At 69.6% G+C, this 23,850-nt stretch carries 24 protein-coding genes and 1 pseudogene; 18 read left to right on the top strand and 7 right to left on the bottom strand.

What is annotated here, in order from left to right:
* Window positions 1–83: 83 nt before the first annotated feature.
* Both ACFOWZ_RS15395 and ACFOWZ_RS15390 read right to left on the bottom strand, forming a co-directional pair.
* Window positions 84–641 carry a carboxymuconolactone decarboxylase family protein gene (locus tag ACFOWZ_RS15395; RefSeq protein WP_382372894.1) on the bottom strand — a complete coding sequence of 186 codons (558 nt, stop codon included), beginning with the start codon at window positions 639–641 and terminating at the stop codon, window positions 84–86.
* Window positions 638–928 carry a hypothetical protein gene (locus ACFOWZ_RS15390; protein WP_382372892.1) on the bottom strand — a complete coding sequence of 97 codons (291 nt, stop codon included), beginning with the start codon at window positions 926–928 and terminating at the stop codon, window positions 638–640. The genes ACFOWZ_RS15395 and ACFOWZ_RS15390 overlap by 4 nt, the downstream gene beginning before the upstream one ends.
* A gap of 325 nt (window positions 929–1,253) precedes the next feature.
* Between ACFOWZ_RS15390 and ACFOWZ_RS15385 the strand changes: the two genes are divergently transcribed.
* Window positions 1,254–2,453: a CHAT domain-containing protein gene (locus ACFOWZ_RS15385; protein ID WP_382372890.1), complete on the top strand. Its 1,200-nt coding sequence runs from the start codon at window positions 1,254–1,256 to the stop codon at window positions 2,451–2,453.
* Here the strand turns inward: ACFOWZ_RS15385 and ACFOWZ_RS15380 are convergent.
* Window positions 2,450–2,659, bottom strand: coding sequence for a tautomerase family protein (locus tag ACFOWZ_RS15380; RefSeq protein WP_382372889.1), 210 nt, complete (start codon window positions 2,657–2,659; stop codon window positions 2,450–2,452). The genes ACFOWZ_RS15385 and ACFOWZ_RS15380 overlap by 4 nt on opposite strands.
* A 109-nt stretch (window positions 2,660–2,768) precedes the next feature.
* Between ACFOWZ_RS15380 and ACFOWZ_RS15375 the strand changes: the two genes are divergently transcribed.
* The 3 genes from ACFOWZ_RS15375 (at window position 2,769) to ACFOWZ_RS15365 (ending at window position 4,719) form a co-directional block, all read left to right on the top strand.
* Window positions 2,769–3,590: an MmyB family transcriptional regulator gene (locus ACFOWZ_RS15375; protein WP_382372887.1), complete on the top strand. Its 822-nt coding sequence runs from the start codon at window positions 2,769–2,771 to the stop codon at window positions 3,588–3,590.
* Between the two features lie 153 nt (window positions 3,591–3,743).
* Complete coding sequence (locus ACFOWZ_RS15370; RefSeq protein WP_382372885.1) at window positions 3,744–4,400, top strand: hypothetical protein; 657 nt, start codon at window positions 3,744–3,746, stop codon at window positions 4,398–4,400.
* A gap of 49 nt (window positions 4,401–4,449) precedes the next feature.
* A complete protein-coding gene (locus ACFOWZ_RS15365; protein ID WP_382372883.1) occupies window positions 4,450–4,719 on the top strand; it encodes a helix-turn-helix domain-containing protein in 270 nt (89 codons plus the stop codon).
* Between the two features lie 49 nt (window positions 4,720–4,768).
* Here the strand turns inward: ACFOWZ_RS15365 and ACFOWZ_RS15360 are convergent, their stop codons facing one another.
* Window positions 4,769–5,917 (bottom strand): sensor histidine kinase, encoded by a 1,149-nt coding sequence (locus ACFOWZ_RS15360; protein WP_382372881.1) that lies wholly within the window; start codon window positions 5,915–5,917, stop codon window positions 4,769–4,771.
* A 512-nt stretch (window positions 5,918–6,429) separates the two neighbouring features.
* On the opposite strand from ACFOWZ_RS15360, the gene ACFOWZ_RS15355 reads away from it, so the two are divergent.
* Genes ACFOWZ_RS15355 through ACFOWZ_RS15345 form a run of 3 tightly spaced genes read left to right on the top strand, consistent with a single transcriptional unit; the run spans window position 6,430 to window position 8,711 of the window.
* Entirely contained in the window at window positions 6,430–7,710 is a 1,281-nt protein-coding gene (locus tag ACFOWZ_RS15355) for a sensor histidine kinase (protein ID WP_382372879.1), read from the top strand.
* Window positions 7,707–8,336: a response regulator gene (locus tag ACFOWZ_RS15350; protein ID WP_382372877.1), complete on the top strand. Its 630-nt coding sequence runs from the start codon at window positions 7,707–7,709 to the stop codon at window positions 8,334–8,336. The genes ACFOWZ_RS15355 and ACFOWZ_RS15350 overlap by 4 nt, the downstream gene beginning before the upstream one ends.
* Window positions 8,337–8,348: 12 nt before the next feature.
* The gene (locus tag ACFOWZ_RS15345) at window positions 8,349–8,711 is read left to right on the top strand and encodes a hypothetical protein (protein ID WP_382372875.1); all 363 of its coding nucleotides are present in this window, start codon (window positions 8,349–8,351) and stop codon (window positions 8,709–8,711) included.
* On the opposite strand, the gene ACFOWZ_RS15340 is transcribed toward ACFOWZ_RS15345, so the two are convergent.
* Window positions 8,683–9,132: a winged helix-turn-helix transcriptional regulator gene (locus ACFOWZ_RS15340; RefSeq protein ID WP_382372873.1), complete on the bottom strand. Its 450-nt coding sequence runs from the start codon at window positions 9,130–9,132 to the stop codon at window positions 8,683–8,685. The two genes, ACFOWZ_RS15345 and ACFOWZ_RS15340, sit on opposite strands and share 29 nt — an antisense overlap.
* A 61-nt stretch (window positions 9,133–9,193) precedes the next feature.
* Here ACFOWZ_RS15340 and ACFOWZ_RS15335 point away from each other — a divergent pair, with 61 nt between their 5' ends.
* The 5 genes and pseudogenes from ACFOWZ_RS15335 (at window position 9,194) to ACFOWZ_RS15315 (ending at window position 14,089) form a co-directional block, all read left to right on the top strand.
* Window positions 9,194–10,054 carry an alpha/beta fold hydrolase gene (locus tag ACFOWZ_RS15335; protein WP_382372871.1) on the top strand — a complete coding sequence of 287 codons (861 nt, stop codon included), beginning with the start codon at window positions 9,194–9,196 and terminating at the stop codon, window positions 10,052–10,054.
* 144 nt (window positions 10,055–10,198) lie between these two features.
* Window positions 10,199–11,815, top strand: a complete 1,617-nt coding sequence (locus ACFOWZ_RS15330) for an FAD-dependent oxidoreductase (RefSeq protein ID WP_382372869.1) — start codon at window positions 10,199–10,201, stop codon at window positions 11,813–11,815.
* A 198-nt stretch (window positions 11,816–12,013) separates the two neighbouring features.
* Window positions 12,014–12,088: pseudogene (locus ACFOWZ_RS15325) on the top strand (BBE domain-containing protein); the annotation flags it as partial.
* A gap of 59 nt (window positions 12,089–12,147) precedes the next feature.
* Window positions 12,148–12,894, top strand: a complete 747-nt coding sequence (locus ACFOWZ_RS15320; protein WP_382372867.1) for a glucose 1-dehydrogenase — start codon at window positions 12,148–12,150, stop codon at window positions 12,892–12,894.
* Between the two features lie 31 nt (window positions 12,895–12,925).
* Window positions 12,926–14,089 (top strand): PucR family transcriptional regulator, encoded by a 1,164-nt coding sequence (locus ACFOWZ_RS15315; protein WP_382372865.1) that lies wholly within the window; start codon window positions 12,926–12,928, stop codon window positions 14,087–14,089.
* Between the two features lie 13 nt (window positions 14,090–14,102).
* Here the strand turns inward: ACFOWZ_RS15315 and ACFOWZ_RS15310 are convergent, their stop codons facing one another.
* Entirely contained in the window at window positions 14,103–14,981 is an 879-nt protein-coding gene (locus ACFOWZ_RS15310) for a helix-turn-helix transcriptional regulator (RefSeq protein ID WP_382372863.1), read from the bottom strand.
* Between the two features lie 184 nt (window positions 14,982–15,165).
* On the opposite strand from ACFOWZ_RS15310, the gene ACFOWZ_RS15305 reads away from it, so the two are divergent.
* The 6 genes from ACFOWZ_RS15305 (at window position 15,166) to ACFOWZ_RS15280 (ending at window position 20,631) form a co-directional block, all read left to right on the top strand.
* Window positions 15,166–16,026, top strand: coding sequence for an SDR family NAD(P)-dependent oxidoreductase (locus tag ACFOWZ_RS15305; protein ID WP_382372861.1), 861 nt, complete (start codon window positions 15,166–15,168; stop codon window positions 16,024–16,026).
* Window positions 16,027–16,059: 33 nt separating this feature from the next.
* Window positions 16,060–16,752 carry a type 1 glutamine amidotransferase domain-containing protein gene (locus tag ACFOWZ_RS15300; protein ID WP_382372859.1) on the top strand — a complete coding sequence of 231 codons (693 nt, stop codon included), beginning with the start codon at window positions 16,060–16,062 and terminating at the stop codon, window positions 16,750–16,752.
* 67 nt (window positions 16,753–16,819) lie between these two features.
* Window positions 16,820–18,370 (top strand): NAD-dependent succinate-semialdehyde dehydrogenase, encoded by a 1,551-nt coding sequence (locus ACFOWZ_RS15295; protein ID WP_382372857.1) that lies wholly within the window; start codon window positions 16,820–16,822, stop codon window positions 18,368–18,370.
* Entirely contained in the window at window positions 18,367–19,755 is a 1,389-nt protein-coding gene (locus ACFOWZ_RS15290; RefSeq protein ID WP_382372855.1) for a class-II fumarase/aspartase family protein, read from the top strand. The genes ACFOWZ_RS15295 and ACFOWZ_RS15290 overlap by 4 nt, the downstream gene beginning before the upstream one ends.
* A gap of 53 nt (window positions 19,756–19,808) precedes the next feature.
* A complete protein-coding gene (locus ACFOWZ_RS15285) occupies window positions 19,809–20,234 on the top strand; it encodes a beta/gamma crystallin domain-containing protein (protein WP_382372853.1) in 426 nt (141 codons plus the stop codon).
* Window positions 20,235–20,283: 49 nt separating this feature from the next.
* Window positions 20,284–20,631, top strand: coding sequence for a beta/gamma crystallin domain-containing protein (locus ACFOWZ_RS15280; RefSeq protein ID WP_382372851.1), 348 nt, complete (start codon window positions 20,284–20,286; stop codon window positions 20,629–20,631).
* A 151-nt stretch (window positions 20,632–20,782) separates the two neighbouring features.
* Here the strand turns inward: ACFOWZ_RS15280 and ACFOWZ_RS15275 are convergent, their stop codons facing one another.
* On the bottom strand, window positions 20,783–23,833 hold the full coding sequence (locus ACFOWZ_RS15275) for an AfsR/SARP family transcriptional regulator (protein ID WP_382372849.1): 3,051 nt from the start codon (window positions 23,831–23,833) through the stop codon (window positions 20,783–20,785).
* Window positions 23,834–23,850: the final 17 nt, after the last annotated feature.

Raw genomic sequence — 23,850 nt, 5'->3', positions numbered from 1 at the left:
GATCGGCCGTTACATTGACGTGCCTTTCGGCCCTACTCGTTCAGCCCAACGGGCGCACACCGTGATCAAACGGTGGCAGGGCGTCATTTCAGCACGAGTGCGGGCAACCGGTAGCGGGTCCGCTGGATCACTCGTGCCGCGGCACGCACGTGCTCGTCGGAGTCCCAGCTCCAGCCGAACGCGTTGCCCAGCCGGTTGACGACGTTGAAGACCGCGTTGACGTGCAACGCTTCCACGAGTGCCGACGAGGGCACACCGGCCGCGCGCACGGCCTCCGCGTCCTCCTGCGTGACACCGGCGCGGTTCAGCCGCGTGATGAACGTGATCACCGCCGCCAGTTCGGGCCGCACGTCCCGGTGTCCCGCGAGCCGCGCGGTCTCGGTGTGCACCCGCACGCAGAACGGGCACTCGTTGAGCTCGGAGGAGATCGCGGCGAGGTGCTCGCGTTCGGCCACCGACCAGAACGACGGCCCGCGCAGCACCTCCTGCCCGTACTCGAAGAACGGCCTGCCGAAGAACGCGGGCCGGTGCAACGCCGTCTTCACGACGTCGTCCACCTCGTGACCCATGAACGTGACCACAGCCTTCTGGAACCACCGCGCGGCCCTGCCGTGCCCGTGCTCCAGCACGTCGAGCCTCATGACGGCCCCGCCACCCGGAGTCCGGCGTCGAGCCGCGCCAGGGCAGCGCCCACCGCGGCGGCGACGGTGACCTCGAAGATCTCCTCCTCGCCGAGACCATCGGCCTTCAGCGCCGCGATGTCCTCTTCGGACACGAGGTAGGACGCGTCCCGCACAGCCCTGACGTACTCCGTCCACGGCCTTGGCGCGGCACCCGACGCCGCGGCCTGGCGCAGCGACGAAGCGGTGACACCAGGCCCGTCGAGCACGGCTGCTCGCAGTGCGGCCAGCCGGTCGGTGGGCTCCATCGGCCGAGTATGCGCCGTCAGCCGGACTTGTGCCGTGGCCACACGTACGGCTGGACGACACTTCCCTCGTACAGCTTGGTCAGCGCCTGCTCGGCCGTCGTGCCCGGCGCGATCCTCGCGGCGACCGCACCTCCGACGACGGCGGCGGCACCGGACGTGCCAACCCACGACGCGTAGCCGGTGAACTCCTTGATGTCGTGACGACCCCCGGAAAGCCGCCGCCGCGGCCAGGCACGGCCTGCGCGTCCTCGACGAGAACCACGCCGCTCTCGGCGCCGGAGACCTCCGCGCCCACGCCGCGCTGCACCGCGCCGATCTGGCCTCGTTGGGCCTGCGCCTGGCCCTGACCAGCGGAAAACCGGCGGACGTCTTCGAATGGTCCGAACGCGGCCGGGCGAGCAGCCTGCTCCACCAGGCCGTCCGCCCGCCCGACGATCCCGAGCTCGCGTCGCTGCTGCCCCAGCTGCGCGCCACGGCGTTCGAACTGGAGAGCGCGCGGACCTCGGGCGCGCCGACGTCGAAACTCGAACACCGCCAGGTAGAGCTGGAACGCCGGATCAAGAACCGCAGCCGCCTCCTGCGCGCGTCCGGGGAAGCCCCGGCCGATCCTGTCCGTCCGTCCGAGCTGGACCTCGGCGACCGGGTGCTCGTGCAGTTCGTCGAGGCGGACGGCGCCGTGCTGGCGTTGACCCTCGCGGACGGCCGGATGACCCTGCGCACGGCGGGCACGGTCCGCGAGCTGAACGACCTGCTCGACCGCGTCCCGTTCGCCCTGCGCCACCTGGCCAGGCGGCCACGCCCGGAGCTGCGGAAGATGCTGAGCACGACGGCGGAGAAGCTCGACGAGCTGCTCCTGCCGCGGCACGACCGCCCGCTAGTGGTCGTGCCGACCGGTGCCCTGCACTCCCTCCCGTGGTCGATCCTCCCGTCCTGCAAGGGAAAACCGGTGGTCGTCTCCCCGTCGGCAACGCTCTGGCACACCGCCGCGCGCCGCCCCGCCCGCGCGAGCACCTTCGCGGTGGCGAGCGGCCCAGGCCTGCCGGGTGCGGAGGAGGAGGCGCAGGCCGTCGCGGACATCCACGACACGACCTGCCCTCCTCACGCGACGGTCGACGACGTGCTGAAAGCCCTCGCCACGGCCGGCACCGTGCACCTCGCGGCCCACGGCAGGCTCAACCCCGGCAACCCGCTGTTCTCGGCGCTGTCCCTGCACGACGGCCCGCTGGTCGTCCACGACGTCCAGCGCCTCGACCAGGTGCCGGAAACCGTGGTCATGGCCGCCTGCGACGTCGGCCGCTCGGTCGTCGTGGCGGGCACCGAGCTCCTCGGCCTGGCCGCCACGTTCCTCGAACGCGGCGCGTCCCGGCTGATCGCCCCGGTCGTGCCGGTGCCGGACGCCGAGACGAAGGACCTGATGGTCGCCGTGCACCGCCGGTTGCGGGACGGCCGGTCTCCCGCGCGGGCGCTGGCCGAGGCGCAGGAGGAGCTCGACCGGCCGAACGGGTTCGTGTGCGTGGGCGCCTAGGACCGCCCGGTGATCTTGGCGAGGGTGAGGACCTCGCCGCGGATTCCCCAGCCGCCGTCGATCACCTCGTCGACGAGAACCATCGTGTTGTCGCGCACGGCATCCCCGAACGTCTCGGCGTAGAGGTCCGTGACCTTCCCGACGAGAACCTCCTTCTGCTCCGCGGTGAGCGTTCCCGCGGGGACCTTCAGGTTGGCGAACGGCATTGCTGCTCCTTCAGTGGTTGGTGATCTCAACCCTGACCGGAGCGGCACGGGGCAACCAGGGGTTGTCGACCCCTCGCTCGCGACGGCGCGGCTCGGTGAGACTGTCGGGGTGAACCTCGCCGAACTCGGTCTGTTCCTGCAGTCGCGCCGTGCCCGCATCACGCCCGCGGAGGCCGGACTGGTCGCAGGCCCGCGGCGGCGGGTGCCGGGACTGCGCAGGGACGAGGTCGCGCAGCTGGCCGGCGCCTCCGTCGACTACTACATCGAGCTGGAACGCGGCCGGGGCGCCCAGCCGTCCGGGCAGATGCTCGCCGCGCTGGCCAGAGCACTGCGCCTCGACGCCGACGAGCGGGAGCACCTGTTCCGGCTCGCCGGCCGGTACTCGCACACCGTCGCCGCGCACGTCCCACCGGCCATGCTCGCGTTGCTCGACCGGCTCGGCACGGCCCCGGCGCGGATCATCACCGACCTGCACGAGACCGTGACGCAGAACCGCCTCGCCACCGCGCTGCTCGGACCGGCGAGCCCAGGGAGCTTTCTGCTGCAGTGGTTCGAGGACCCGGCCACCCGCGCCGTCTACCCGGCCGAGGACCACCCGCACCACTCGAAGGTGCTCGTGTCGGACCTGCGCGCGGCGGTGGCGAGGCGCGGGCACGACGAGTCGTCCACCGCGATGATCAGACGGCTGCGCGAAGTCAGCGAGGAGTTCGCGGCGCTGTGGGACACCGGTGACGTGGCGGTGCGGCGCGGCGAGCGCAAGCGGATCGTGCATCCGGAGCTGGGGGTCGTGGAGGTGCACTGCCAGAACCTGTTCAGCGAGGACGGGCGCCAGCGGCTGCAGTTCTTCACGCCACCACCGGGAAGTCCGGCGGTGGCGCAGCTCGAACTGCTCGGAGTGATCGGCGTTCAGGAGCTCGCCGAACCCCGTTGACCTTGGCGGACACCGGGGCTGTCACCCTTTGTATCGGCCCGATCGCCCAAAGGGATGTGAGCAGGAACACTCGCCTGTGACGTTGCCGTGTTCATTTCGTAATATGGCCCGCCGTGTGACCATGCCCCCGTCCCCGACGCAAGGTGCTCCTGAATGCCGGGCCGACATAGAACCCCGCAGACCCCCAACCGCAAGCTGCCCATCGCAGTCGCCGCCACTCTCACCGCAGGCCTCGCCGCGACCTTCTGGGTCGTCCGGGGTTCCGACCAGCCGGTCGACCCGACCGGAGCCGCCGCCCTGCTGGCCGCCCCGTCGTCTTCCGTCAGCGCTGTCACGTCATCGACCACCGCGCCGCCGTCCTCGGAAGCTCCGACGACCACGCCGCCTCCGGTGACCACCACACCGCCAGAGACCACCACGCCACCGCCGCCGCCTCCTCCACCGCCCCCGCCGCCCTGTCCGACCACCCTGGACGGCGTCAAGCCGCACGTGGCACAGGTCGGCCACCACGTCGGCGGCAAGTTCGGTGTCGAGGACATCGGCGGTGCCACGGGCCGGGCCGGCTCCGGCGAGCACCCCCTCGGTCTGGCGCTGGACTTCATGGTCGACACGGCCACCGGCAACTCCCTGGCCGACTACGTGCTGGCCAACCGCAAGGCGTTCGGCGTCACCTACGTGATCTGGCGCCAGCGCTACAACGACGGCAGCGGCTGGAAGCCGATGGAGGACCGGGGCAGCCCCACGGCCAACCACATGGACCACGTGCACGTGTCGTTCCAGGCGAACGCGACCGTCAAGGTCACCTGCTGATCTCCTCGAGCGCTCGGGTGAAGTTCGCGGCGAGCGGCCTCGCGGTCGCTTGGGCGGGCAGGACGGTGAGCTTCGGCGGAGGGCCGTCCGTCGCTGCGAGGCCCGGCTCGCCTTCGCCCCGGCTGGACCACCAGGCCTCTCTGGACTCGCCGCCCGCTGGCAGTTCGCCGACAGCAGTTACTTCATCCGGGCCTTCAAGAAGCACTACGGCCAGACACCCACCGAATACGCTCGTTCGAACGAACGGCCACCAGGCGATCGACAGGAGTTCCCCCTGGCCACTTCACGCGGCCTCGACCGCGGGGGAGTGGGTGGGTGAGGCCTTCCCGCAGCAGGACGTCGTCCTCAGCGATCACAATGCGTACGCCTCATGGTCCCGTGGGAATCGCCACCCGCACGACGGTGGGGCCACCCAAAGGGCTGTCGATCTTGGTCGTGCCGTCGAACGCGGCGATCCGGTGGTGGATTCCGCGCAGGCCGGTGCCCTGCCCGTCATCGGCGCCGCCGTGGCCGTTGTCGGTGACCTCCACGACGAGTGCGCCGTCCTCGGCGCGCAGGCTCACGGCGATCCGGTCGGCTCCGCTGTGCTTGACGGCGTTGGTCAACGCCTCGGCCACGACGAAGTAAGCCGCCGCTTCCACCGCCGCAGGTGCCCGTGGCAGGGGATGTTCGTCGAGTGTGCACGGGATCGCGCACTGCGCCGCCAGCGAGGCCACCGCCTCCGAAAGGCCCCGTTCGGCCAGCACCGCCGGATAGATGCTGCGCACCACCTGGCGCAGTTCGGCGAGCGCGTCGGTGGCCGCGTTCTGGGCGGTGAGCACCGAGGGCAACGCCGCGGCGGGATCGCGCATGAGGGCTCGTTCCACCAGTCCCAGCTGCATCACCACCGCGACAAGACGGTTCTGGGTGCCGTCGTGCAGGCTGCGTTCGATGCGCTGAAGCTCGATGCCGTGCGCCTCCAACGCGGCCGCCCGTGTCGCGGTGACCTCGGCGAGGCGTTCGGCGAGCGACTGCACCGGCGGCGCCAGCCGGGCGGCGCTGACCTTCGCGTACCACCGGGCCACGTGCGGTACCACGAGGACGCCCATCAGCCCGTACGCGGCGGCCGTGGCCAGCGTGAGGGCCGCGTCGCTCCACGACCGCACCGGCATGCCGAACGTGGAGGTGACCCCGGGGAGGAACGGCCAGAACGCGGCGATGAGCACGTTCTGCGCGATGCCGGTCACCGACCCCACCGGCAGCAGCCCCGCCAGGATTCCGGCGGTGGCCTGCAGCGTGAGCCACCGGACGTCCCGACGAACGGTCGTGGCACTGTCCTCTGTGGACGGTAGCGGGACCGGGGTCGCCAGGTATCGGCCGACGCGGTCGCGTTCGTTCGCGGCGAGCTGACCGACGGCCTCCAGGACGCGGGGCTGGTGCGGCAGCGCCATCCTGACCAGCAGACCCAGTGCCCGCAGCCCCACGACCACACCGAAGGCGAGGAAACGCCAGGCCTTCAGCCGTGGCTGGTTCGTCACGGTGACTCCTTCTCGATCAACCGGGGGCGATGGTGACACGCTAGGCACCCGCGCCGACGGCATCGACAGGACCTCGTCAACTACTTCACGCCGAGCTTTGTCCGATGTCGTGCTCCACCGCGGCTATTTGATCAACCAGTGGGGCCGTTCGGCCGCAAGTACGGGTCGGCGAACCGGACTGCGAGCACGTCGCTGCCCGGTCCTCCATCCTTCGATCGGAGGATGAAGGGAGTCCACCGCGTCCGGGGCAATTCCCGCCCGCGTGGTCGATCCGGCTCGCTCCTGCGGGCGGCAGGCTTCAGAACACGGCCATCATCGAGCCGACTGCACACGTCAACAGCCGAGCGGCTGGTACCTGACGGGTGCGAGTACCAGCTGTTGACCCCGCCGGCCGAGGGCGTGCGATCATGGCAGGGCGCCACGGCCGGTCACCGGCCTCAGCCGCTGTGACGCCGGGGTGGGCGATCCTCGACGGTTTCCCGTCCAGGAGGGACTTCTGCTAGGAGCAGGTCGTGGGCGTCGAGGCCGAGTTGCGCGAGGAGTTCGACCGCTGGGAGCGCAAGGAGACAGCGGTCCTGAAAGCGCTTCCGTACCCGTTGCTGGCGGTCAGCGTCGTGTTGACTCTGCTGCAGCCGCTCTGGAACGCGGAGGTGCACCTTCCGTGGGTGCTCGTGCTCTCCACTCTGCTCGCCGCGTGGGTGCTGTGGTTCCACACGTTCCATCCGGAGTTGCACGGCAACGGCGTGCTGATGGGCCTGTACTACACGGGGCTCATGGCGTTGACCGCCTGCCTGGTGCTGCTCACGCCCTGGTTCGGCTTCTTCGCCTTCGTCGGCTACGTGCACGCCTTCCAGTACCTGAAGGGCCGGTGGCGGTACGTCGGCGTGGCCGCCACGTCCGCGGTCTCGGCGGTCTCCTACGTGGGAGGGGCCGACGGCATCACGGCCGACGGGTGGTGGAAGTGGCCCGCCGTCAGCGCGCTCACCACGGTGATGGCCACGGCGGCCTTCTACGCCGACGTGATGTCAGACCGGCGCAACCACCGGCAGAAACGGGCGCTGGTCGAGTTGCACAAGGCCAACGTCGAGCTGGAGACCGCATTGGCGGAGAACGCCGGCCTGCACGCTCAACTGCTGGTGCAGGCCCGCGAGGCCGGCGTGCTCGAAGAGCGGCAGCGGATGGCACGGGAGATCCACGACACTCTTGCTCAGGGGCTGGCCGGCATCCTCACCCAGCTCCAGGCCGCCGAGCAGGCGTCGTACGAACCGGCGGCGTCGCGCCGGCACGTGGCGAACGCGATGGACCTGGCCCGCGAGAGTCTCACCGAGGCCCGCCGGACGGTGCACGCCGTGGGACCGTCCGCCCTGGCGCAGGCTCGCCTCCCGGACGCGATCGGTGACGTGGCCAGGCGCTGGTCGAAGGTGAACCACGTCGAGGCGGTGCTGACCACGACCGGTGACGCCCGGCCGATGCACACCGACGTCGAGGTGGCGCTGCTGCGGACCGCGCAGGAGGCACTCGCCAACGTCGCCAAGCACGCACGAGCCGGTCGGGTCGCTCTGACCCTGTCGTACATGGAGGACCTGGTGACACTGGACGTCCTGGACGACGGCGTGGGTTTCCTGCCCGACGCCGTGCGCGCCAACAGCTCCGCGGACGGGGGGTTCGGGCTCGCCGGCATGCGGCAGCGGGTGCAGCTCCTCGCGGGGAGGCTGGACGTCGAGTCCGAGCCGGGCGGGGGCACCGCGATCACGGTGACGGTGCCTGCGATCCCCGCTGGGAGCGAACGTTGATCTCACTGCTGATCGTCGACGACCACCCGGTGGTGCGGGACGGATTGCGCGGCATGTTCGGCTCCGATCCGCGCTTCGAGGTGGTCGGCGAGGCCGGTGACGGTGCGGAGGCGGTCGCGGTCGCGGAGCGCCTCAGCCCCGACGTGATCCTCATGGACCTGCGGATGCCCGGGACCGACGGGGTCGCCGCCATCAGGGAGCTGGCGAAGCGCGGAGTGCCGTCACGGGTGCTGGTGCTCACCACGTACGACACGGACAGCCACGTGCTGCCCGCCGTCGAAGCCGGCGCAACGGGATACCTGCTCAAGGAGACGCCGAGGGCGGAGCTCGTCCGCGCGGTGGAGGCTGCGGCACGCGGGCAGTCGGTGCTCTCTCCCGCCGTCGCGACGAGGCTCTTGGGACAGGTGCGCAAACCAGCCCCGGCACCGCTGTCCCAGCGCGAGCTGGAGGTGCTGGAGCTGATCGCCCAGGGCTCGACGAACCGCGAGGCGGCGAAGCGGCTCTACATCAGCGAGACGACGGTCAAGACGCACCTGCTGCACGTGTACGCGAAGCTGGGCGTCAACGACCGGGCAGCCGCCGTGGCCGCCGCGTTCACCCGCGGTTACCTGATGCCGCGGGACTGACGAGGAGGCCACATGAGTGCGGGAATGATCTTGTTGGCCGTGCTCAACGGCATCGTCTCCCTGCTGTCCACCGGGTTCGCGATCGTGGCGGCAGTCCGGCCGTCGTCCCTGAGTCACGAGACGACACCGACCACGGGCGAGCGCTTCTACGCGTGGATGTACTCGGCCAGGGGGGTGCCGCTGGGACTTCTCGTCTGCGTGGTGCCGTTCGTCGCAGCCGGACCGGTCAGCGCACTGGTGCTGATCACCGCCGCGGTCGTCCAGGCCGGGGACGCCGCCATAGGCGCTCATCGGCGCGAGGCCCGCATGACCGTCGCGCCGGCCATCGCCGCTGTCGTCCACGTGATCACCGCGCTGGCGGTGGCGGCACCGTAGAGTCGTCGGCGGCGTCGAACGTGTCGCAGTTGTGCTGGACCAGGGGCATGTACTGCTCAGCCCAGGTTCGCAGGCTCCGCAGCGGCGCGACGAGCGTGGTGCCCAGGCTGGTCAGGCGGTAGTACACCCGCGGAGGCTTGCTCGCCTCGACACGACGACCGACGAGCCCGTCTCGTTCCAGTGTCCTGAGGGTCTGCGCCAGCATCTTCTGCGACACACCGGTCATCTCGCGTTTCAGTTCGGTGAACCGCAGCTCGCCCTCGGCGGCGGCAAGCGACAGCACCGCCAGGGTCGACCACCGCGACCCCACGCGGTCGAGCAGCTGCCTCGTCGGGCACAGAGGATCGAACAGGTCCCCTTTCCGCGAGGCGGTTACCACGACGTCACCTGGTGCCGGGAAAGTGCCTTCTTCCCCGTTCACGAGCGGTTTCCTACGGTTACCACGTTCCCAAGCGTAACCAAGAAGGGCTCCTGTGCACCAGATGACTCTGTCTCCTCACCTTCCGGGCGCGACCGTGCACCGGGTACCGATCTACGGCGTCGACCTCGTCGTGGAGACTCTCGGGCAGGGGCCGGCCGTGCTGCTGCTGCACGGCTTCCCGCACACCCGCGCGATCTGGCGCGATGTCGCACCCCGGCTGGCGGCGGCAGGCTTCAGGGCCATCGCGCCGGACCTGCACGGGCTGGGCGACAGCACACCTGCCGTCCGCGGCTACCAGGCATCCGCGATCGCCACGGACCTGCTCCGGATGTTGGACGTCCTCGGTGACAGCGCGGCACACGTCGTCGGCACCGATCTGGGTGTCACGCCGGCCTTCGCGCTGGCGGCATCGTCGCCCGAGCGCGTCACCAGCCTGACCCTGTCCGAAGGGCTGATCGGACTTCTTCCCGGCGCCGAGGCCTTCCTGCGGCAGGGGCCGCCGTGGTGGTTCGGCCTCCACCAGGCGCCCGGTGGTCTGGCCGAGGACGTCCTGGAGAACTCGGCGGAGCGCTACATCCGCTTCTTCCTCTCCGCCGGCAGTCGCCGAGGTGTGCCGGAAGACCTCACACGGGTGATCGTCGAGGCCTATCGGGCCAAGACGAGTCTCGGCAACGCCTTCGACCACTACCGCGCGATGCCGGCCACCGCGGAATGGATCGGAAGCTGGGCGCAGGACCAGCGCCTGACGACGCCGACCCTCGCCATCGGCGGTGGCGTGATCGGCGCGGCGACCGCCCGCCAGCTGGAGCCGATCACCGGCTGCCTCGACCAGCACCTGCTCGAGGACTGCGGGCACATCACCCCGATCGACCAGCCGGGCGCCTTCGCCGACCTCCTCATCGAGCACGCCAGGGCCGTCTGAGCTCACCGTGGTCATCCGATCGGAGGATGCGGCCTGGTTGTCCGGTGGACCGGGTTTCAGCCGCTGGCCTTCGATTCGGTCGATGTGTGCCCGATGCCCGCGCTGAGACGGTTTGCGTGCCCAGTGAACCGGAAGGGATCGCGGATGAGTCGATCGGAACGCAACCAGATCAGTCGTCGTGTGCTGCTCGCCAGTGCGGGTGCCGCGGCAGGCGCCACGTTGACAGCCGGAGTGTCCGTGCGGGCGGCCACCGAGCCGCCGGCGTTCGGGCCGGTGAAGATCCGGCCGGGCGATCCGCGGTACGAAGGTCTGTTGCGCGGCAACAACTTCAGGCACGTGGGACGGCCGGACGAGATTCGCGTGGTCGGCTCGACCGACCAGGTGGTGCGTGCGGTGACCGAAGCGGTGCGGGCCGGGCGACGGGTCGCGGTGCGCAGCGGCGGCCACTGCTTCGAGAACTTCACGACCGACCCGGCGGTGCGGGTGCTGCTCGACCTCTCGTCCATGGACGAGGTCGGCTACGACGCTGACAAGCGCGCGTTCGCGGTGCAGCCGGGAGCCACGCTCGGGCAGGTGTACCGGGCGCTGTACAAGGGCTGGGGTGTCACGATTCCCGGCGGTGGTTGCCCGGCGGTGGGCGCCGGCGGGCACATCGTGGGTGGCGGGTACGGGACCTTGTCGCGCCGGTACGGCTCAGTGGTGGACCACCTGTACGGCGTGGAGGTCGTGGTGGTCGACCGGGACGGCACCGCTCGCGCGGTGACCGCCACCCGTGAGACGAACGACCCGCACCGCGACCTGTGGTGGGCGCACACCGGTGGAGGTGGAGGCAACTTCGGGGTGGTCACCCGGTACTGGCTGCGCTCGCCCGGTGCCACCGGCGATCCGTCCCGGCTGTTGCCGGCCTCGCCAGAGCGGATGCTGGAGTGCGTGCTCGTCTGGCCCTGGGAAGGTATGACCGAGCAGGCGTTCACCACGCTCATGCGCAACTTCGGCGTCTGGCACGAGCACAACAGTGCGCCCGGCTCGCGGTCCGCCGGTCTGTTCGGTCTCTTCCTGGCGCAGCACCGCAACGCCGGGTTCTTCTCCGTGGTCGCGCAGATCGACGCGGACCTGCCCGGCGCGGACGGCGTCGTGACCGATTTCGTGGCCGCGCTGACCGCCGGCACCAGCGTCCAGCCGATCGTCGACCGGCGGCGGACGTTGCCGTGGCTGCACAAGACGACCTGGCCGGGCACGGGTGAACTGGGCGACGGCGCCACCCGCCGGTACAAGCTCAAAGCCGGGTACCTGCGCCGGTCGCTGACCGACAGGCAACTCGCCGCGGTCTACCGCAACCTGACGAACTCCACCGGCGGTGAGGAGTCCGGCATGTATCTCCTCGGCTATGGCGGCCAAGTGAACACGGTGTCGCCGGCGGCCACCGCCGTGGCCCAACGCGACACGGTGATGAAGGCGATCTACCAGACGGTGTGGGCCAACGAGGCCGACGACGCGGCCAACCTCTCCTGGATCCGCAGCTTCTACCGCGACGTGTACGCCGACACCGGTGGCGTGCCGGTGCCCAACGACGTCAACGACGGCTCCTACATCAACTACCCCGACACCGACCTGGCCGACCCGGCGTGGAACACCTCCGGCGTGCCGGCACGCACGCTCTACTACAAGGACAACTACCCCCGGCTTCAGCAGGTCAAGGCCCGCTGGGACCCGCGTGGCATCTTCCGGCACGCCCTGTCGGTGGAACCGCCGGAACGGTGAACGTCCGGCTCTGCAACGAGAAACCAGCACTTCGCTTCCAGAACCAGGAGATGTCCGGCATGGGCAGGTACGAAATCGCCTTGCCGGCGCGGCCGGACGAAAGCTTTGTCCCCCGTGCGAGCTACACGGAATTGTCCACTGCGCGGTGACGATCTTGCGTCGCTGATCCCATAGCGTTCGACGTGGCAACAAGCGCTCCAGCAGGTCAAGGCCCGCTGGGACCCGCGTGGCATCTTCCGGCACGCCCTGTCGGTGGAACCGCCGGAACGGTGAACGTCCGGCTCTGCAACGAGAAACCAGCACTTCGCTTCCAGAACCAGGAGATGTCCGGCATGGGCAGGTACGAAAGCAAGAAGGTCGTGATCACGGGCGGCAGCAGCGGGATCGGACTGGCCGCCGCGCAGTCGCTTGTGGACGAAGGGGCGCGAGTGCTGATCACCGGGCGCACCAAGGAAACACTGGACGCGGCCGCCGAGCAGCTCGGCGAGAACGCTGTGGCAGTCCGCAGTGACGCCACGTCGCTCTCCGACATCGAGGCGCTGGCCGACCGCGTGAAGACCGAGTTCGGCACGGTCGACGTCCTGATCGGCAACGCAGGCGGCAACAACGGCTACGGTCCCTTCGAGACGATCACCGAGGAGATGTACGACCAGAACCTGATGGTCAACGCCAAAGGCCCCTACTTCACGATCCAGAAACTCGCCCCGCTCATGGCGGACGGCAGCGGCATCGTGCTCACCACGACGATCGCCAACTCGCTGGGCCTGCCGATGTTCAGCACGTACGCGGCCGGCAAGGCGGCCCTGCGGTCGATGACCCGCAGCCTGGCCCGGGAACTGCTCCCGCGGAAGATCCGCGTCAACGCGGTCAGTCCGGGCGCCATCGACTCCGGTGCCCTGGAAAGGGCCCTGCCTCCGGAGATGGTCGATCAGGCGGTGGCGCAGTTCATCGCCACCACTCCCATGCAACGCCTGGGCACCCCGGCCGAGGTCGTCAAGGCCATGCTGTTCCTCGCGTTCGACGCCACCTACACCACCGGCGCCGAACTCGTCGTGGACGGTGGCACCACTCAGCTCTGACGGGGCAACGGCCAAGAGGAAGGGGTGGAGGATGCCCGAGCCGCTCGAGGCCCAGCTCGCTCTGGTGGCCGGAAAGCTGCTGCTGAATGCTGAGGAGCTGGTGGCCGCGCAGTTGGGGGTGACCGGCGCGATCGCCTCGTATCGCGTGGTTGGGCCGTCGGAGGTCCGGCCGTCCGCGCATCGCAACGTCGTCCGCGTGGTCGCCGCCCTCGGCGGTGAGGAGAACCTGACGGCCGGGCCGGCGGAGGATGAACGGGAGACGGGGCGGCGGCGGGCGTTGCAGGGCATCCCCGTCGTCGACGTGCTGACCGCCTATCGGAGTGGTGTCGCGTTGCTGCGCGACGAGTTTCTCCGGATCGCCCGGGCCGAGGGGACCCCGGCCGATGCCGTGCTGCTGGGCACGCAGCGGATCTGGCAACTCGGCGATCACTACAGCAACGAGTTCCTCGCAGGTCACCGGGAAGCCGAGTTCGACGTCACCCGCCGCGAGACGCAGCAGCGGACGACTCTGCTCGCCCGTGTGCTGGAGGGCACGATGACCACCGACCAGATGGTCGCGGCGGGGGTCGGGTACGGGCTCGCCACCGACCAGCGCTACTGGATCCTGCGGGCACGATCCGCGAACACCGACCCGTTCCCGCTCACTCGCGTGCTGGAACGCGCGGCCGGGCCGCAGGACACGGTTCTGGTCGGCGCCTACGGCGGCGATGCCGCAGCAGTGCTGTCCCGTCCCGTCACCGGCGGGCTGGGCGACGACGTCACGGCCGGCCTGGCCGGCCCGATCGAGCTGGCGCGGTTGCGTGCCGGATTCGCCGAGGCCACGCAACTGCTCGAGGTGGCCACCAGGTTCGGCCACCGCGGGATCGTCGACCGCTGGCGCATGGCGCTGCGGCTGGCCGTGGCGAACGAACCCGAGCTGGGGAAGCACCTCCACGCCCGTTACATCGAACCGGTGGAGGTGGAGAGTGCCATCGGCGAGGCACTGCTCGCCACCGTCGAAACCTACTTGTCCCGGCGGCGGTCGATCCCCGAGGCCGCCGCCGCCTTGTCCGTCCACGTCAACACACTGCGCTACCGGTTGGACCGGTTCGCCGCGCTGACCGAAGCGGATCTCCAGGAGACGGAGACCATGTTCGAGGTGTGGTGGGCCCTGCAGTACCGCAGCTTGCGCGGATCTCCGATCTCGCACGGCTGACGCGGCAGCCGCGTCACCGCTCGGCGATGCCGGGGTTCGGCTCGAGGGTGGGCACGGTCGCGGTCCAGCTGGCGAGGAGGTCGAGAGCTCGTCGTGAGGGTGAGCCCGGTTCGGTGGTGTAGATGAACAGGGTGGTCTCGGGGTCGCCGGGCAGGGTGAGGGTTTCGTATTCGACGGTGAGGTCTCCGACGAGGTTGTGCCGCAGGCGCTTGGAGCCGTGGGTGCGTTGGTGGACGCGGTGTTGGGCCCACCACTGGTCGAATTCGCGGCTGCGCTCGCGCAGTTCGGTGACGAGGTCGGTGGTGGCGCGGTCGTCGGGGTTGCGGCCGACTTCGAACCGGAGGCTCTCGACGGCGGCGCGGGCTTGGTCGGACCAGTCGAGGAAGAGGGCTCGGGCGTCGTCGTCGAGGAACATCCAGCGGGCGTAGTTGCGGTGGGTGGCGGCGAACTGGTCGAAGTCGGCGAAGAGGGCCTTGGCCATGCGGTTGGCGGCGAGGACGTCGGTGCGGCGGCCGAGGACGAGGGCGGGTTCGCCGTCGAGGGCGTCGAGGAGCTGGTAGAGGCCGGGGCGGACGCGTTGGACGTCGTGGCTTCGGCGGGTGGGTGTCGAGGGCAGGCCGATGAGGTCGTTGAGGTGGGCGCGTCCGGCGGCGTCGAGGCCGAGAGCGCGGCCGACGGCTTCGACGACGGCGGCGGAGGGAGTGATGCGGCGGCCTTGTTCGAGGCGGGCGTAGTAGTCGGTGGACACGCCGGCGAGGCGAGCGACTTCTTCACGGCGGAGGCCGGGTACGCGGCGGACGCGTCCGTCAGGGGGCAGCCCGGCGCGGGCGGGATCGACCTGGCTGCGTGCTCGCCGCAGGAAATCGGCGAGTTCCTGGTTGGTTCTGCTCACGGGTTCGAGTGTCCCTGAGCCTCCGCGGTCCTGGGTGGACCTGCGAGTCCTAGGTTCCCCGGACCGCGCCCCCACAGGGCGCGGGATAGGCCTCCGAAGGGGCTTGCGGCGGGTCAGTCTTGAAGCACGCCACCACGGGAACAGCCCGGCGGCGCATCCCCGAAATCATGAGCAGAGGACGACCATGAGTTTTCCGACGGACCGACCCGCGACCTGGTTCGTGACCGGTACTTCCCGCGGTCTGGGCCTGGAGTTGGTCACGCAGCTGCTTCGGCGTGGCGACCAGGTCGCTGCGACGACCCGTTCCACGCAGCGGCTGCTGGCAGCCCTCGGTGAGGGCGTCGACACTTCGCGGCTGCTGCCGCTGACCGTCGACCTGCGTGATGACGAGCAGGTCCGGCAGGCCGTCCGCCAGGCCACGGAGCGATTCGGCGGCCTCGACGTGGTCGTCAACAACGCCGGCTACGGCTACCTGGCCGCGGTGGAGGAGACGAGTGCCCGCGAGGTTCGCGACATGCTCGACGTCCAGGTCGCCGGGGTGTGGAACGTGTTGCGTGCCACGTTGCCGCTTCTTCGCGAGCAGAAGAGCGGTCATGTGGTCAACGTGTCGTCGGTTCTCGGGCTGACCGCGGTTGCGGGCTGGGGCCTCTACTGCGCGGGCAAGTTCGCGCTCGAGGGTCTCACCGAAGCGCTGGCCCAGGAGATGGCCGACTTCGACGTCGAGGTCACCATCGTCGAGCCCGGCTACTTCCGCACCGATTTCCTCACCACCGACTCGCTCGCGCTGCCCGCCTCGACGACGGACGCGTACCCGGGTCTGCGTGAGATGACCGAGAACCACCTGAAGCTCCAGGGCAACCAGCTGGGCAACCCGGTCAAGGGCGCGGAGGCGATCATCCGCCAGGTGGTCCGCGGCGAGGGCCCGCTGCGCCAGCTGCTCGGCTCGGACGCCCACGCCTACGCCACCGCCAAGGTCGATGCCCTGCGCGCGAACCTCGAGGCCACCGCGCAGACCGCCGACGCCACTGACTTCGCCGACGCCTGAGAACTCGCCGTCGGTAGCAGAAAGGAAACAATCGTGCGCAAGATCCTGATCGTCATGTCCGCCGCCGGCATCTGGGAACGCAACGACGGCTCGGAATACCCGACCGGGTACTGGGCCGAAGAGCTCGCTGCGCCCCACGAGAAGTTCGTGCAGGCCGGCTTCGCGGTCGACTTCGCTTCCCCTGGCGGCGTTCTGCAGCCGCTCGACGCCCACAGCGCCGACCCGGAGATCGCCGGCCCGGACTGTGCGCGCTACGTGGAGCACGCCGCGCGGGCCCTGAGTGAGTTCGGTCCGCTGCTCAAGCTGGACGAGATCGACATCAACGACTACGTCGCCGTGGTCATCCCGGGCGGGCACGGTCCAGTCGTCGACCTCTACCAGGACCGCGACCTCGGCCGCCTGCTCACCGAGGCGGACGCGGCCGGGAAGATCATCGGGGCGGTCTGCCACGGCCCGGCCGGTCTTCTGTCCGCAGTGGACGAGAACGGCGAGTGGCTGTTCGCAGGTAGGGAGATGACGGCCTTCACCGACGAGGAGGAGCAGAGCTTCGGCACTGCGGAAGGCGCTCCGTGGCTGCTGGCCAGCACGCTGCGTCAGAAGGGTGCGAAGCACTCCGGGGGACCGGCGTACGAGGCGTACAACGTGCAGGACCGGAACCTCTTCACCGGCCAGAACCCGGCCTCCAGCGGCCCCATGGCCGAGGCCATGATCGGCGCGCTCGAGTAGCAGTGCCGACCGGCGTCCATCGGCAGATGACCCCCATCACGATCGCTCAGGAAGAAGCGTGGAATCCGTGCTCACATCTCTGTCTCAACCTGATGCCGTTGAACGTGTCGAGAAGGGCTTGTTCATCGGCGGTCGATGGCGATCGGCATCCGGTGGGGGCAGCTTCTCGGTGGAGGATCCCGCCACCGGGCGGACACTGTGCGAGGTGTCGGACGCGACCCCGACGGATGCGCTGACCGCCCTTGACGCTGCAGGTGCCGCACAGACGAAGTGGGCTGCGGTACCCCCGCGCCGGCGAGGCGAGATTCTGCGGCGTGCCCATGATCTGCTGATCGAGCGTATTGACGAGTTCGCGTTGCTGATCACCCTGGAGATGGGCAAGGCACTGGCCGAGTCCCGGGCGGAGGTCGAGTACGGCGCGAACTACTTGCGCTGGTTCGGCGAGGAAGCCGTCCGGATCGACGGAAGCTGGAAGGTGAGCGAGGACGGCACCGCCCGAGTGCTGGTCACCCGCCAGCCGGTCGGGCCCTGCCTGCTGATCACGCCCTGGAACGCGCCGCTGGCCATGCCGGCCCGCAAGATCGGCCCGGCCGTGGCCGCCGGCTGCACCATGGTTGTCAAACCCGCGCAGCAGACACCCCTGACGATGGCTGCGCTGGCGGCGCTTCTCGCCGAAGCCGGCCTCCCCGGTGGCGTGCTCAACATCGTTCCCACCTCACAACCCGCCGCGATCACCGAGGCCCTCCTGGGGGACGGCCGGCTGCGCAAGTTGTCGTTCACCGGCTCCACGCCCGTCGGCCGCACGTTGCTGTCCCAGGCAGCCGACACCGTCCTGCGAACCTCGATGGAGCTGGGGGGCAATGCTCCGTTCATCGTCTGCCGCGACGCCGACATCGACGCCGCGGTCGAGGGTGCGATGACCGCCAAGCTCCGGAACGTCGGTGAGGCCTGCATCGCCGCCAACCGCTTCCACGTGCACGCCGACGTCGTCGACGAGTTCAGCGAGAAGCTCGTCGCGCGCATGAGCACCATCACTGTCGGACCCGGCACGGACCCTGCCTCCGACCTCGGGCCGATGATCGACGCGCGCCAGCGGCGCAGGGTCGCGGACCTGGTCGACGAAACAGTCGACGCGGGCGCCCGAGTGCGCACCGGCGCTCGGGTTCCGGAGGGTCCGGGCTACTTCTACCCACCCACCGTGCTCACCGACGTCCCCGCCGGCGCTCGCATCACGTGCGAGGAGATCTTCGGCCCGGTCGCGGCCATCCAGACCTTCAACACCGAAGCCGAAGCCCTTCACGACGCCAACGACACCGAGTTCGGTCTCGTGAGCTACCTCTACACCCAGGATCTGGGTCAGGCCCTCCGGATGAGCGAACAGCTCGAAACGGGCATGGTGGGTCTCAACCGCGGCTACGTGTCCGACCCGAGCGCTCCCTTCGGGGGCATGAAGCAGTCGGGCGTCGGCAGGGAAGGTGGTAACACCGGGATCGACGAATACCTCGAGCAGAAGTACATAGCCATCCACATGGGTTCTTCCCAGTTCGGGGACAGCGGTGCCCTCGCCGCCGCAACGTCGATCCGATCCGGCGTCGGTGGGGCGGAGGGCGGGCGATGACCCGCAGCACCGTTTTCGACTCGTTCCTGTTCCGCGACCTGTTCGGGACAGCAGAGATGCGGGCTGTCTTCTGTGACCTGTCCTATGTGGACCAGGTTGTTCGCGTCGAAGTCGCCTTGGCACAGGCAGAAGCACGAGTCGGCGTCATACCGCGCCACAGTGCGGACGTGATCGCGGCATCGTGCGACCCGGCGCGACTCGACCGTGATCGACTTCGCCGCGACACGGAGACGGTCGGCTACCCGATCCTGCCCATCGTCGAGCAACTCGCTGAGCAATGCGGTGACGCCGGCGGACACGTGCACTGGGGAGCCACCACCCAGGACATCATGGACACGGCGACGGTTCTCCAGTGCGCCAAGGGTTTGACCCTGATCTCGGCTGCGCTCGATCGCCTGCGCGCGCACCTGCGCCATCTGGCCGCGGAGCACACCGACACGGTCACCGCCGGCCGGACTCATCTCCAACACGCCCTGCCCGTCACCTTCGGCTACCGGGTGGCCGTCTGGTTGTCCGCGCTGGACCGCCATGCCGATCGGTTGACCGCTGTGCGGGAGCGGGACCTGATGGTGCAGTTCGGAGGAGCGGCAGGGACCCTGGCCTCTCTCGGCCCAGGCCCGGCGGGCCTTCGAGTGCGGGCAGAACTGGCCGCGGAACTCGGCCTTCGCGACCCCGGAATCACGTGGCACGTCGCACGGGACGGCCTTGCCGAGATCGTCGGCCTGCTCGCGGCGATCGGTGCTTCGGTCGGCAAGATCGGCACCGATGTCGCGTTGATGTGCTCGACGGAGTTCGGCGAACTCGCCGAACCGTTCGCGCCGGGCCGGGGAGCCAGCTCCACCATGCCCCAGAAACGCAACCCCATCTCCAGCGAGCTCATGGTGGCAGCGGCGAAGCTGCTTCGCGACAAGGCCTCCGCCATGCTCGACGCGATGATGCAGGACTTCGAGCGCGCCACCGGTCCCTGGCACGTCGAATGGGCGGTGATCTCCGAGGCGTTCCTGCTGCTCGCCTCCTCGCTTTCGCAGGCGGAGCAGGTGATGGCAGGTCTGCACGTCGACGCGGAGCGAATGCGAGCCAACCTGGACCTGACCGGCGGGCTCATCGTCGCGGAAGCCGTGATGATGGCACTCGCACCCGAGATCGGCCGTCAGCACGCCCACGAGCTCGTCTACGCCGCCTGCAGCCGAGTACGGGATGCCGGCACCGAGCTGGCCGTCGAGCTGCGACAGGACCCGGAGGTCGCGGCAATCCTCGGCGCCGACCGGATCGACGCGCTCTGCCACCCCACCGGCTACCTGGGAAGCGCCCAGGCCATGGTCCGCAGCGCGGTGGGGGTTGTCGCGCATCGCAATTCGTGTGGATCTCCAATTGGCGCCGACTGACGTTGTAGCGCCACACCTGGTTTCCTTGCTGGATCAGTCGTTACGGTTTATCGGTGACGCACCAGCCGTCCTCGGTTTCCATTGAATTTTCACTTCTGCGGAGGACTCAGTTGGCTCGAAAGTGGAAAAAGCTTGCAGCGGCTGCACTGGCCACCCTCGCGGTGTCGGTCGCAGTTCCCGCCGGCTCGGCATTTGCGATCGACGAAGTCGGTTGCAACAACCGTGAGTACTTGCGGGTCGAGTACCACTCCACCACCGGCTCCAGTCATACCAGATGTTTCGCGAACGCTGGATCCAGGCGTATTTACGACCAGTTCAGCCGGAGTGTCTGGGTCACCGAGATCTGGACGGGAAACAACCGCGTCCAGTGGAACGGCGACGGGCGGTGGCAGCCGGACATTCCGATCGACAGGTGGACCTCGTTCACCTGGCCGAACACCCCCGGCGGAGTGAAGCTCGACGAGATTCGTATCCTCTGATGGTCTGCAGTTCAACTTCGAACGGTCCTGCATCAACGAATTGGGGTCAATGGTGAAGAAGGTGAGCCTGGCCGGCGTCGCCGCCATACTGGTGGCGCTTCTGCAACCGGCCGCGACCGCCTCTGCGGTGGAGGTCGACTGCGTTGACCCGAACTTCGTCCGGGTCTGGTGGCACCCCAGCGGCGGGCCCACCTACGAGACCTGTTTCGCGGGCGCCGGCAGGAACTGGTTCCGCGGCGCAGTTGGCTACTCCAGCTGGATGCAACATCTCCGCACCGGCAACAACGACATCACATTCGTGGACTGCAACGGGACGACGGTGGACTACGGACGAGGCAGCGACATCTCGTTCAGCACCCACCGGTGTGTTGCCTGGATCAACATCAAGCCCTATTGATCTCCGAGGTGGCGGCGCTGATCCGTGTGTTGTGCAGCGAAGTGTTGTGCAGCGAACCGACTGCACGGGGCGGGATGCGCGGGCCCTGACCGGTCTTCTCGGCGGGTGAGTCGGTCAGACCTCGTGCTGCACAACAACCACCTGTTCGCGGTCAGCGACCTCGCCAACGCCGGCGCCTCGGTCCACCTGTGAAGGTCCTGACCAGGGCGTCGGCGTCGGCCTGAAGACCTCGATATCCGTTTTCCTGGATGAGCGTGAGAGCCCGCCCCGCCGTGGCCGTCGTTTCGTCGGCTCGGTCGAGTGCCCGCAGTGCCGCCGCCATGCCAACGAGTACCGCCGCCTGCACGTACCGGCTGTCAGTCGCGACTGCCAGCCGGTAGGCGTGCTGGTGTTGCTCGAGCGCGCGCTGCGGGTGCCCGCGCTGCAGGTAGACGCTGCCGAGGGTGTTGGCTGCGATCGCTTCGGTCCGTCGGTCGGCGATGTCCACGGCGAGCGTGAGCGCGGTGCGGGCGAAGTCCAACGCCTCGTCGCACCGGCCGGCGACGCGATGCACGTTCGCCAGGCCGTACAGACAGATCGCCTGGCGGTCTCGGTTGCCGGACTGGCGGTGCAACGTCAGGGCATCCGTGTACAGCGTCAGGGCGTCGTCGAGTCGCCCCAGGTCGTGGTAGGCGTCGGCGAGGTTGGTCAGTGCCGTCGCGTGACCAAGCCGGGCGCCACTCGCCTGGTGCAGCTCGACTGCCCGCTTGTGGAGGGTGACAGCGGCCTCGGGGTCACCCAGTTCGCGGCGCACTCTGCCCAGGTTGTCGAGGCTGACCGCCTGTCCGGCCAGGCAACCGGCCCGTTCATGGGAAGCGGCCGCGCGGACGTAACGCTCGGCGGCGTGGCGGTGCCGACCGGCCTGCGAGTGCACGGTGCCGAGGTTGTTGAGCGCTGCGGCCTGTCCTTCATGCCATCCGGCCCGCTCGGCAAGGCGCAACGCCGCTGTGAAGTGGGTGATGGCGGCTTCGCCGTCGTTTCGGGCGTTGTGGGCAGTGCCCAGGCTGAGGTGCGCGGCTGCTTGCGGGCCCGGTTCATCGTCCGCGGCCCGTAGCGCGTCCGTGGCAACGGCCAACCAGTCGCCGATGTGGCGGCGCAGGTAGAAGTAACCCCGCAAGGCGTCCGCCAGCTGGCACGCAGCCCAGTGCGGACCGCGTCCTGCCGCCTCGTGCACCAGTGCGAGCAGGTTGGCGCGTTCACGGTCCAGCCAGTCGGAGGCCGACGCCGGGTCGGTGAACGGCACGTCGACTGGGCCTCTCGGTGGCGAGAACGCCGTTGTCCACCGCGTCGTCTCGGGGTAGAGCAGCTTCGCCGCGGCGTCCGTCGCGGTCACGTAGAACGCGCACAGCCGGTCCACGGCGGACGTGATCTGACCTTGGCCGTCCTCGGCGTCGGCGAGCGTGCGCGCGTACAGCCGCAGGAGGTCGTGCAACGTGAAACGGCCGGTGGTCGTCTCGGCGACGAGGTGGGCGTCGACGATCCGTCCGAGCATCCGTCGGGCGTGTGCCGGCTCGGAGTCGGTGAGGGCTGCCGTGGCCGACAGGTCGATGTCGGTGCCAGGCACCAGCCCCAGCATTCGGAACATGCGGCGTTCGTCCGGCTTCAGCGCCGCGTAGGACAGGTCGAACGCCGTTCGGACCGCCGACTGTTCGTCGCCGTCGACCTGCAACGAGTCCAGCCGGTTGCCGCCGCGCAGGTCGGCGACGTACCGCGCGATGCTGTTGTGCGGCCGCATGACCAGATTCGCAGCGGCGATGCGCAGCGCGAGCGGCAGGTAGCCGCACACCTCGGCCAACTCGGCCGTCGCCTGCCGTTCGGCGTCAACCCGCCGCTGGCCGAGCATTCCGGTCAGCAGGGCCTCCGCCTCGTCCGCCGCGAGGATGTCGAGCGTCACCAGGCGGGCACCGTCGCTCACGAGCAGACCGCCGAGACGGACCCGGCTGGTGACCACCACCAGACACCGCGGACCGCCCGGCAGGAGGGGGCGCACCTGCTCCGGACTGCAGGCGTCGTCCAGCAGGATCAGCACCTGCCGGTCGGCCAGCAGACTCCGGTACGTCCCGGCGGCCTCGTCCACGTCGACCGGGATGCGTTCAGGTGGCACGCCGAGGCCGCGCAGCAGCTGCCCGAGCGCGTGCGCGGGCTGCATCGGCGGGCTGGTCGCGTAGCCGCGAAGGTTCACGTACAGCTGGCCGTCCGGGAACCGTGCCCGGACGCGGTGACCCCAGTGCAACGCCAGCGCGGTCTTGCCGATGCCGCCGACGCCGCCGATCGCGGCGATGAGCAGCGTCGACCCTCCGCCGTCCTGTGTCGCGGCGAGGAACGAGTCCATCTGCTCGAGCTGCGCGGACCGTCCGACGAACCCGTCCACCGGCGCCGGGAACAGCGCAGGTCCCGGCGCCTCGTAGGACCTCGCCGCCACCCGCGGCCGGTGCAGCTCGGGGTCGTGCCGCAGGATGGCCCCCTCGAGATCGCGCAGGTGCGGGCCAGGATCGATGCCGAGGTCGTCGTGGAGCACCCGTCGCAGACGCTGGTAGGTGCCGAGAGCGTCGGTCTGCCGACCGGATCGGTACAACGCGAGCATGAGCTGTTCGTGGAAGCGTTCGTGGAACGGGTGTTGCCGGGTCAACTCCTCCAACTCGGGCACGAGCTCCTGGTGCTCGCCGATGGCCAGTCTGGCCTCGACGAGCGTTTGAACGGTCTCCAGTCGTAGAGCGGCCAGGCGCTCGGCCTGGCCGCGCAGCCATTCGAGCTCAGCGACGTCCATCAGCGGCTGTCCCCGCCAGAGGCCGAGCGCCTCCCGCAGGAACGCGATGCTCTGCGACGGGTCGCCGGCCTGCTTGCTCTGGCGGATGAGGCGTTGTGCGACCTGCAGATCCGTGCTCTCCGCACCGAGGTCGAGCACGTACCCCGGTGACCGCGCCACGATCGCACGCCTGCTGCCCAACACCCGTCGCACGTGGGAAACATGGCTCTGCAGCGTGTTGGCAGCCGTCGCCGGAGCCTGGTCGCCCCAGACGACGTCGATGAGGTGGCCGACGCTCACGATCTCGCCGGCCGCCAACCCGAGCACCGCCAGCACGCTCTTGCGCCGCAGACCCGAAAGCGACCGGACCGCGCCGCCGACAACCACGTCGACCGAGCCGAGAAGCCGCACCTGCATGAGTCCGCCTGTTGTCC

The organism is Lentzea rhizosphaerae (assembly GCF_042649515.1).
GTDB classification, from domain to species: domain Bacteria; phylum Actinomycetota; class Actinomycetes; order Mycobacteriales; family Pseudonocardiaceae; genus Lentzea; species Lentzea aerocolonigenes.
Note: the sequence above shows the minus strand (reverse complement) of the source record. Positions and strands in the feature narration are given on the sequence as shown.

What these genes read in the sequence shown, in the direction of transcription:
- ACFOWZ_RS15395 (WP_382372894.1), bottom strand. Translation starts at nt 641, where the DNA reads ATGAGGCTCGACGTGCTGGAGCACGGGCACGGCAGGGCCGCGCGGTGG.
- ACFOWZ_RS15390 (WP_382372892.1), bottom strand. Translation starts at nt 928, where the DNA reads ATGGAGCCCACCGACCGGCTGGCCGCACTGCGAGCAGCCGTGCTCGAC.
- ACFOWZ_RS15380 (WP_382372889.1), bottom strand. Translation starts at nt 2,659, where the DNA reads ATGCCGTTCGCCAACCTGAAGGTCCCCGCGGGAACGCTCACCGCGGAG.
- ACFOWZ_RS15370 (WP_382372885.1), top strand. Translation starts at nt 3,744, where the DNA reads ATGCCGGGCCGACATAGAACCCCGCAGACCCCCAACCGCAAGCTGCCC.
- ACFOWZ_RS15345 (WP_382372875.1), top strand. Translation starts at nt 8,349, where the DNA reads ATGAGTGCGGGAATGATCTTGTTGGCCGTGCTCAACGGCATCGTCTCC.
- ACFOWZ_RS15335 (WP_382372871.1), top strand. Translation starts at nt 9,194, where the DNA reads ATGACTCTGTCTCCTCACCTTCCGGGCGCGACCGTGCACCGGGTACCG.
- ACFOWZ_RS15330 (WP_382372869.1), top strand. Translation starts at nt 10,199, where the DNA reads ATGAGTCGATCGGAACGCAACCAGATCAGTCGTCGTGTGCTGCTCGCC.
- ACFOWZ_RS15320 (WP_382372867.1), top strand. Translation starts at nt 12,148, where the DNA reads ATGGGCAGGTACGAAAGCAAGAAGGTCGTGATCACGGGCGGCAGCAGC.
- ACFOWZ_RS15315 (WP_382372865.1), top strand. Translation starts at nt 12,926, where the DNA reads ATGCCCGAGCCGCTCGAGGCCCAGCTCGCTCTGGTGGCCGGAAAGCTG.
- ACFOWZ_RS15305 (WP_382372861.1), top strand. Translation starts at nt 15,166, where the DNA reads ATGAGTTTTCCGACGGACCGACCCGCGACCTGGTTCGTGACCGGTACT.
- ACFOWZ_RS15290 (WP_382372855.1), top strand. Translation starts at nt 18,367, where the DNA reads ATGACCCGCAGCACCGTTTTCGACTCGTTCCTGTTCCGCGACCTGTTC.
- ACFOWZ_RS15280 (WP_382372851.1), top strand. Translation starts at nt 20,284, where the DNA reads ATGGTGAAGAAGGTGAGCCTGGCCGGCGTCGCCGCCATACTGGTGGCG.
- ACFOWZ_RS15275 (WP_382372849.1), bottom strand. Translation starts at nt 23,833, where the DNA reads ATGCAGGTGCGGCTTCTCGGCTCGGTCGACGTGGTTGTCGGCGGCGCG.